This window comes from Neisseria sp. HMSC078H04, assembly GCF_001838135.1.
In the GTDB taxonomy this organism is placed as follows: domain Bacteria; phylum Pseudomonadota; class Gammaproteobacteria; order Burkholderiales; family Neisseriaceae; genus Neisseria.
In genome coordinates, this window is record NZ_KV835849.1 from 235246 (window position 1) to 242853 (window position 7608).

General features: G+C 45.1%; 11 protein-coding genes. 3 read left to right on the forward strand and 8 right to left on the reverse strand.

All coding sequences use genetic code 11. The annotated features are described in order from the left end of the window. Nucleotides 1-12 precede the first annotated feature (12 nt). Entirely contained in the window at nt 13-390 is a 378-nt protein-coding gene (locus HMPREF2560_RS06870; RefSeq protein ID WP_070608240.1) for a hypothetical protein, read from the reverse strand. Nucleotides 391-526: 136 nt separating this feature from the next. Here HMPREF2560_RS06870 and HMPREF2560_RS06875 point away from each other — a divergent pair, with 136 nt between their 5' ends. Further along, on the forward strand, nt 527-1147 hold the full coding sequence (locus HMPREF2560_RS06875; protein WP_070608241.1) for a Smr/MutS family protein: 621 nt from the start codon (nt 527-529) through the stop codon (nt 1145-1147). Nucleotides 1148-1198: 51 nt separating this feature from the next. Here the strand turns inward: HMPREF2560_RS06875 and HMPREF2560_RS06880 are convergent, their stop codons facing one another. From HMPREF2560_RS06880 to dnaB, 6 genes are all read right to left on the reverse strand, one after another. Beyond that, nucleotides 1199-1687, reverse strand: a complete 489-nt coding sequence (locus HMPREF2560_RS06880; protein WP_070608242.1) for a PilX family type IV pilin — start codon at nt 1685-1687, stop codon at nt 1199-1201. A gap of 4 nt (nt 1688-1691) precedes the next feature. Continuing rightward, the gene (locus HMPREF2560_RS06885) at nt 1692-2237 is read right to left on the reverse strand and encodes a pilus assembly PilX family protein (RefSeq protein ID WP_070608243.1); all 546 of its coding nucleotides are present in this window, start codon (nt 2235-2237) and stop codon (nt 1692-1694) included. Then, nucleotides 2216-3151: a PilW family protein gene (locus HMPREF2560_RS06890; protein ID WP_070608244.1), complete on the reverse strand. Its 936-nt coding sequence runs from the start codon at nt 3149-3151 to the stop codon at nt 2216-2218. The genes HMPREF2560_RS06885 and HMPREF2560_RS06890 overlap by 22 nt, the downstream gene beginning before the upstream one ends. A gap of 2 nt (nt 3152-3153) precedes the next feature. Next, the gene (gene pilV, locus HMPREF2560_RS06895) at nt 3154-3819 is read right to left on the reverse strand and encodes a type IV pilus modification protein PilV (RefSeq protein WP_210385472.1); all 666 of its coding nucleotides are present in this window, start codon (nt 3817-3819) and stop codon (nt 3154-3156) included. A 15-nt stretch (nt 3820-3834) separates the two neighbouring features. Then, complete coding sequence (locus HMPREF2560_RS06900) at nt 3835-4500, reverse strand: GspH/FimT family pseudopilin (RefSeq protein ID WP_070608360.1); 666 nt, start codon at nt 4498-4500, stop codon at nt 3835-3837. Between the two features lie 157 nt (nt 4501-4657). After that, the gene (gene dnaB / locus HMPREF2560_RS06905) at nt 4658-6064 is read right to left on the reverse strand and encodes a replicative DNA helicase (RefSeq protein WP_070873795.1); all 1407 of its coding nucleotides are present in this window, start codon (nt 6062-6064) and stop codon (nt 4658-4660) included. A gap of 154 nt (nt 6065-6218) precedes the next feature. Between dnaB and HMPREF2560_RS06910 the strand changes: the two genes are divergently transcribed. Both HMPREF2560_RS06910 and HMPREF2560_RS06915 read left to right on the forward strand, forming a co-directional pair. After that, nucleotides 6219-6800 carry a superoxide dismutase gene (locus HMPREF2560_RS06910; protein WP_070608247.1) on the forward strand — a complete coding sequence of 194 codons (582 nt, stop codon included), beginning with the start codon at nt 6219-6221 and terminating at the stop codon, nt 6798-6800. Between the two features lie 30 nt (nt 6801-6830). Further along, a complete protein-coding gene (locus HMPREF2560_RS06915) occupies nt 6831-7112 on the forward strand; it encodes a histidine phosphatase family protein (RefSeq protein WP_283116597.1) in 282 nt (93 codons plus the stop codon). Between the two features lie 55 nt (nt 7113-7167). On the opposite strand, the gene HMPREF2560_RS06920 is transcribed toward HMPREF2560_RS06915, so the two are convergent. Continuing rightward, on the reverse strand, nt 7168-7608 hold a 441-nt coding region (locus HMPREF2560_RS06920; RefSeq protein ID WP_070734797.1), incomplete at its 5' end, for an NAD(P)H-dependent oxidoreductase.

Sequence of the window (7608 nt, forward strand, 5' to 3'; positions counted from 1 at the left end):
CGGCGCAAGGTATCAGGCAATGGTGTTGGAGATTTTGTTTTTCCGGCTTCGTTTCCACTTGAAGAGATAAGCGGCAACAACGGGAATCAGGGCGATAATGGATTTGAATGTCCAGCCTGAATACCATGTGCCTTCGGGAACATCGCTTGCAAGCCAAGTGAAGTACGGCCACCAGCAGGCAACCAGGCTGCCGAGGAACAGCGGCCAAATATGACGGCTTAAGTTACGTTGCCATAAAAGGAAACAGATGGCTGCCCAAACGAAAGTCAGTACGGTAATCAGGAGAATGGTGTAGGCATCTGAAATCAGGATAGCGGCAAAGTAGTAGCTGAGTGCGACCCATAATAGGGCAAGTATCAAGACGATGATTTCTTCCGGGCGTTTAAACATGATTTCTCTCTTTCGTAAGACTGGCAATGCGTTAATACTATACCCTAAACAAGAAGCGATGATAAGAGTCTTTCAGACGGCCTTGTAGCCGGGTTTGCTATAATGAGTGCAATCAATTTTTTGGAAAGGACAAACCATGACGGCAAACTTTCAAGAAACGCTGAAGGTTTTGGGTAAACAGGCGAAAAAGGAAGCCGCGGAGCGGGAAGCTGAAGCGAAGGCTAAAAAGCAGGTAGAGGATGTGGATTTCAGCAAGGCGGTTGGTAAGGTTACGCCGTTAAAAAATGCTGGCAACTATTATGAACAGCCTCGTGATAAATCACCTATCAAGCCGCGACCTAAAGAAATGGCGACTTTGGAGCAGGAAGATTATTTTTATGTGGGCAGCGGCGGCTGGGAAGAACCGCCGGCTTCATTCAGTAAAAACGGGCAGGGTAAAAATGATTTGATGCGTTTGCGAAACGGCCATTATCCTGTTGTGGCTGATGTGGATTTGCACGGCTATACGCAGGAAGAAGCGCAGCAGGTATTGAACGAATTTATTGAGTTTACGAAAAAACGTGGCGTTTGCGGCGAGATTGTCCACGGCAGCGGCTTGGGTTCCGCAGGCTATAAACCGGTTTTAAAAAATATGACGCGCCGCTGGTTGATGCAGCATCCTGATGTGTTGGCTTATGTTGAGCCTCGACAAGGCAATGATGGCGCAGTCAGGATCTTGTTGAAACGCCAACGCCGAGACGATGATTGGAAACAGTAAAATAAAAAAGCAGTGTCGATAAAATGACACTGCTTTTTTATGTTTGTCAGATTAAGAAGATTTCTTTTTGGAAACCGATTCGCAACCTTTGCCATTGGTCATTGTAGTTTTGGAATCTTTGGCAGAGTCAATATCAGTGCATTTGTAAGCATTGCCTAAACTATCCATCCAAACGGAAAGGGTATAGCCTGTTTTGATGGGAATGGCTTTCAAACGATAGGCTCGGCTTGTACTGGTATCAATCATTTCGGCAGAGTATTTATATTTGTCTGCCAAATCTTTATGGCCTTTGTATGAGGAAATAAAGTTATCCAACTGAGTTTTAATCTCATCAGTTTTCCACTTTGGATTTTTAACCATCTGGTTTTTAAAAGCAGAATTGATGGCGACTAACTCGGCATGCGCTTGTGATTGGTAGCCGCGTTCAATGTAGCGGTTGTAAGACGGAATGGCAATGACACTCAGGATGGCTAAGATGGCGACGGCAATAATCATCTCAACCAGCGTAAAGCCTAGTTGTTTGGTAGAGGTTTTATTCATTATATTATTCGCTGGCAACGTAAGATTGAAGAACGACTTGGGTATTGGCATTCTTACCCCATGCTTTGGCAGTAACGCGGTAGGTAATTCGACCCTCAGTAGATTTGCCTAAATATTCGATGATGTAGCGTGGATTATTTACGATGCCGCTTTTTTTATCTAAAGGATATTCCGTACCATTGGTGTCAATACACAGGTTTTTGTCGCATTTGCGCTTCCAAGCATCTACGGTTGGGTTGCCTTCTTCAGTAAAATCGCCATTGGATTTGACGTTTGGCGTGGAACATAAACCTTTTTCACATTTTGCGGTAAAAGTAGTTTTTTTACCTTCAATATCAAAAATTTGATTTTCACCTTCACGCAGTGCCGCTTCGGCGAGGGTGGTTGCCAGTTTGCGGTCGGCATCATTGGTGCTGATACGCTGTTCAGTATTGTAGGACTGGGTAGCTGTGACCACGAGCAGGGCGATGACGACCATCATCATTAAAACGATAAACAAAGCATAGCCCTGCTGCCGGTCGGGTTTAATTAGAGTGATCGGTCGGCGCATACGTTTCCTCCGCGGATGGTGGCATTAATATTATAGATATCGACTTTATTGTCTTGTTCTTTTGATGGGTCAATACTGCCGTTATTCAGTACGATTTGGATAGAGGCCGGAGACTTAGCCTCAGCTGAGATATCCAATGCGTTTTTGTAATCAAATGATTTTGTATTCAATCCGCTGGCAGATGCATTTTCAGAATCAGGACATTCTGCATAGATATAGTGGATATCCATGGTTGTAATGCCTTTAATCAACAGCTGCGGATTATTCCATGAGCCATCATTTGATAATTGGAAACGGAACAAACCGCTCTCTTCGCCAAGCGTGCCAACGGCGTAAGCAATCATTTCATGCTTCATGATGGCGATACTGCCGTCTTGATCAGAGTTGGTAATTTTTAAAGCCGATTTTGCCGCAGCTAAATCTTTAATTACTGTGTGAGGTTTGGCAATGCCGGAGCAGCTGCTGGCAATAGCAGTTTTTGCAGTAGGGTTTGCTTTGTCGATTCCATATTGAAACAGCAGGGCTTTGCCGGTTTGAGCAAAACCTGCATAGCCTAATTTATTGATTTCTTTAATCGGTAACAGATTATTCACACCAGCCGTTTTCAATGTGTATTCATCTGAGCTTTTGTCTTCTGTTACTGCAGAGGCAGGGAAATTAGACATATTGAAGCAGCCGAAATTGCCTGCCATACGCGCATCGCGGACAATCATATTGGCGGCGTTGCGCAAATCTTGTTGGATACCGATACGGGTGTTGGCAGATTTGTTCAATCCGCGTGCAGTAAAGTAGGTGGAGCTGACAGCCATTAAGACAATCATGCTGAGCAGGCTGGCAACCAAAAATTCAAGGATGCTGAAGCCTCGAATAGCGGTTTTATTGGGAATATGGTTGAGTAAGCGTTTATTGTTCATTGTTAGTCTCTTACGCGTGATTGATAGGTATAGACAACGTGATGCCCCGATGTATTGAGATTTTTTGCGGTATTTTCTTCTTCGACATCTTGCAACCATAAAACTTTCACGATGGTTGTGTCGCCTTTGCCATCGCATTTTGCATTGAACCCTTTTTCGTAAGTCGGCTCTGTACCGGAAGAATCTTTGCAGATGGTCGAGAAAACTTGGGCTTCAGGAAGGGCTTTGGCTAAATCGGCTTTAAACTGGGCAATTTGAGCTTGCGCAAGTTGCGCTTTTGTCATTTTGTCTTTAAATTCATTGGTTTGTTTTGATTCTTTCAGTTGTTCAGAGCCGGATGTGATGTAAGTATCATAGGATTTTTTATAACGGGAGGTTTTGTCGCCTGCAGTATCGGTTTCTTCAGAGAGCGTCGGATTGATAAGCATGCCTTCAATCAGATTTTGCGTAATTTGGGCGACGGTGGTTTGATTTTCAGACTCGCGCACGTTGGATACAGTACGCAGTTGGACAGCCAGAAGGGCCAGCACACCGATGGCAAGGACAAACATGGCAATCAAAACTTCAATCAGGGTCATGCCTGATTGAAGTTTTGGGGTAAAGCTTGATGAGCTCGTTTTCAGACGGCCTTTAAATGATCTGAGATGAGTAGGATTAGTAATGTTCATAAGATACCGTTGTTATTATTTGGAAGTGTATTCGCACATTTTGCGATCATCGTTTTTAGCACAGATTTCGACATGCCCATTACCATTGATTAAAAGTACGGTAGCACGGGCTTTCTTGGTTTCAGCATCGGCGGCAGATTTATCCGTCAGGCTGATTTTGATGTGGCCGTCTGAAAATTGATAATTCTTTCCATCGATTGAATGGCCAAATGTACCATTAGGCAAGAATCTCCACCAGACTTCTGTTGAAGTTGAAGCAGAAAGAGCAGAACGGTCATTGCCGATAGGGATATAGTTGAAGCTGTATGCTACTTTTTCGGTATCTCCATTAAGAATAATGGAGCGGATGGATAAATCGACTGTATCGTTTTTATAGTTGGAATCTCCGTTTTTATCGGCGTAGGCCAACATACCATTACCGGCATATTTGGAATCGCAACCATTATTAGGCGAGCCATCGGATTTGATTTTGACCGGGCAGATGTAAACGGGAAGATTGAGACGGACGGCCTCATTTCGCGCGAAGCGCAGCAGATTGGCAATTTGCTCTGCTTGCGACGCCGCACGTCTGGAGGCAATCCATTGATTCATATTGGGAAGTGCGATGACGGCCATTACTGCTGCAATAGTAATGACGATCAGCAACTCAATTAGGGTGAAGCCTTTTTGTGTCTGATACATGAGTGATTTTTTGGTAGTAATGTGTTGGGTAACTGACGTTTTCTCTTTTGCATTTGCCTGTGGCAATGCTTTTGCTTTTATTAGATTTATTTTAAACGATTTTGTAATGCGTGACTAATGAAATATGAAATTCGGTTAGTTTTTCAGACAATCTGTCTCAATCTTCCATCAACATGGATTCTGGAACATAGGCAGCATTATCAAATTTGGTAAATTGGCCCATCCAAGTGAGGAATACTTTTCCGACGGGACCGTTACGGTGTTTGCCGATAATACATTCCGCCAAGCCTTTTGCGGGTGATTCTGAGTTGTAGTATTCATCACGATACATAAACATAATTAAGTCGGCATCTTGTTCGATTGCGCCGGATTCACGCAAGTCGGACATCATCGGCCGTTTGTCGGTACGTTGTTCAACAGTACGGCTCAACTGCGACAGGGCAATGACGGGAACTTGCAATTCTTTGGCCAATGCTTTGAGTGAGCGGGAAATTTCGCCAAGCTCGGAAGCGCGGTTGTCAGAACGGCCGGAGCCTGACATCAATTGCAGGTAGTCGATGACGATCAAACCCAATTTGCCGTTGAACTGGCGCGCAAGACGACGGGCGCGGGCGCGCAGTTCTAGCGCGGTCAAGCCCGGCGTTTCATCGATATACATGGGTGCATCGGAGAGTTTGACGACCGCTTCGTTCAGACGGCCCCAGTGTTCGTCTTGCAATCTGCCGGTTTTTAAGACGCTTTGATCCAAACGTCCTACCGAACCCAGCATACGCATGACCAGCTGTGCACCGCCCATCTCCATGGAGAATACGGCGACAGGTAATTTGTTTTCTACGGCAACGTGTTCCGCAATATTGATCGAAAAGGCAGTTTTACCCATGGAAGGACGGCCTGCGACGATAATCAAATCGCCCGGTTGGAGACCTGATGTTTTTTTGTCAAGGTCGATAAAACCTGTCGATATGCCGGTTACTTCATCAGGATTGTCTCGCGAATAAAGCATATCGATGCGTTCGACCACTTCTTTCAAAAGGTCGGGCATCTCAAGGAAGCCTTGTTTGGATTTGGCGGTAATTTCGGCGATTTGGAATACTTTGTTTTCTGCCTCGTCCAAAAGCTGGCCTGCATCGCGCCCTTGCGGATTGTATGCGTTACGCGCAATTTCCGTGCCGACTTTGGCAAGCTGGCGCATGATGGAACGTTCGCGCACGATTTCGGCGTAGCGGCGGATATTGGCAGCAGATGGCGTGTTTTGCGCCAGTGTAATCAGATAGTTGAATCCGCCTGCAGCTTCCAATTCTTCATTGCGTTCCAAATTTTCTTGGACGGTAATGACGTCGGCAGGACGGCTTTCATTAATCAGGTTGGCAATAGCACGAAAAATCAGGCGATGTTCGTGACGGTAGAAATCCTCGCCGGAAACGACATCGGCAATACGGTCCCAAGCAGAATTTTCCAGCATCAGGCCGCCTAAGACGGATTGCTCCGCTTCTGTGGAATGTGGCGGCAGTGACAATGCGCTGATTTCACGGTCTTCAGACGGCATATCGGAATAATTGCTCATGACGGGCATCTCTGGCTGGAAAATTGCAATCCACTATTATAGCGCAGTGTAAGTTCAATTGGTTTGTTTAGGCTAAAGCAGGTAAAATAGCAATGTTGTCGATTTGACAACACACACTACCAAAATATAAATATCAATAATTAGGAGCATAAAAATGGAACACAAGCTACCACAATTGCCTTATGAACTGGATGCGTTGTCCCCTCATCTGACCAAAGAAACTTTGGAGTTCCACTACGGCAAACACCATCAAACTTACATCACCAATTTGAACAATCAAATCAAAGGCACTGAGTTTGAAGAAATGCCTTTGGAAGAAATCGTGAAAAAATCTTCCGGCGGTATGTTCAACAACGCTGCCCAAACTTGGAACCACACTTTCTACTGGCTGGGCTTTACACCTAAAGGCCAAGGCAAACCTGCCGGCGAATTGGCTGCGGCCATCGATGCCAAATGGGGCAGCTTCGAGAAATTCCAAGAAGCGTTCAATGCTTGCGCGGCCAGTACTTTTGGCTCAGGTTGGGCATGGTTGGTAAAAACGCCTGCCGGTGAATTGGATTTGGTTTCTACTTCCAATGCAGGTACTCCGCTGACTACTGAAAACACTCCGCTGTTGACTTGCGACGTATGGGAACACGCCTATTACATCGACTACCGCAACAGCCGTCCTAACTACCTGAAAGGTTTCTGGGAAATCGTTAACTGGGATGAAGTTGCCAAACGCTTTGTCGCATAAAACGATATGAATGAAAAGGCCGTCTGAAAAATTTTCAGACGGCCTGAAACCTTTGAACAATTAGCAGTACGTGCAATGGCCGCCCTTTACGACATCATTAAGGTACATCAATCGGGCGCTAATATTTTAGTGGTATCGCATGGTCATACCTTGCGGCTTTTATTGTCCTTACTAGGCGGAGCGACTTGGGAAAACCATCGTGATGAGGGTAAATCCGTGTCATTGTTGCATACTTCAATCAGTATTGTGAAATACGATAGTGAAAGCGGTTTTCATATTGAGCAGCTTAACGATGTGGCTCATTTACAATGATCACACCCATTCATCAATAATAAAAAAGTGGGCATTTTACCCACCTTTTTTGCCATTAGCCGAATACTTTTTTCAAGTGTGCTTGGTAGTCTGCTAAGTATTGTTCCACTTGTGGATTTTTGATCACATCGTTACATAAGAATGTCGGCAGACGGGTCAAACCGATGAATTCATTGAGTTTGTAGAAGTGCATATACAACGCATCCACGCCTTTGCCTTCGAAAAAATCGCCTTCTCGGGTGAAGGCCTCAATCGGCGCATTCCAAGTAAGCGAGAGCATGTGTTTTTTGCCTTGCAACAAACCACCTGTGCCATAGCCTTCGCTTGGATTAACACGATGGCGACCATCACTGTGGTAAAGCTTGCCGTGTCCGGCGGTTAATACTTCATCTATGTATTTTTTCACTGTCCAAGGCTCGTGCATCCACCAGCCCGGCATCTGCCAAATCACTGCATCCATCCATAAGAATTTTTCGATTTCTGCTTCAACATCGTA

What these genes read in the sequence shown, in the direction of transcription:
- HMPREF2560_RS06890 (WP_070608244.1), bottom strand. Translation starts at nt 3,151, where the DNA reads ATGAACAATAAACGCTTACTCAACCATATTCCCAATAAAACCGCTATT.
- HMPREF2560_RS06910 (WP_070608247.1), top strand. Translation starts at nt 6,219, where the DNA reads ATGGAACACAAGCTACCACAATTGCCTTATGAACTGGATGCGTTGTCC.
- HMPREF2560_RS06870 (WP_070608240.1), bottom strand. Translation starts at nt 390, where the DNA reads ATGTTTAAACGCCCGGAAGAAATCATCGTCTTGATACTTGCCCTATTA.
- pilV (WP_210385472.1), bottom strand. Translation starts at nt 3,819, where the DNA reads ATGAACATTACTAATCCTACTCATCTCAGATCATTTAAAGGCCGTCTG.
- HMPREF2560_RS06880 (WP_070608242.1), bottom strand. Translation starts at nt 1,687, where the DNA reads ATGAATAAAACCTCTACCAAACAACTAGGCTTTACGCTGGTTGAGATG.
- HMPREF2560_RS06885 (WP_070608243.1), bottom strand. Translation starts at nt 2,237, where the DNA reads ATGCGCCGACCGATCACTCTAATTAAACCCGACCGGCAGCAGGGCTAT.
- HMPREF2560_RS06900 (WP_070608360.1), bottom strand. Translation starts at nt 4,500, where the DNA reads ATGTATCAGACACAAAAAGGCTTCACCCTAATTGAGTTGCTGATCGTC.
- HMPREF2560_RS06875 (WP_070608241.1), top strand. Translation starts at nt 527, where the DNA reads ATGACGGCAAACTTTCAAGAAACGCTGAAGGTTTTGGGTAAACAGGCG.
- dnaB (WP_070873795.1), bottom strand. Translation starts at nt 6,064, where the DNA reads ATGAGCAATTATTCCGATATGCCGTCTGAAGACCGTGAAATCAGCGCA.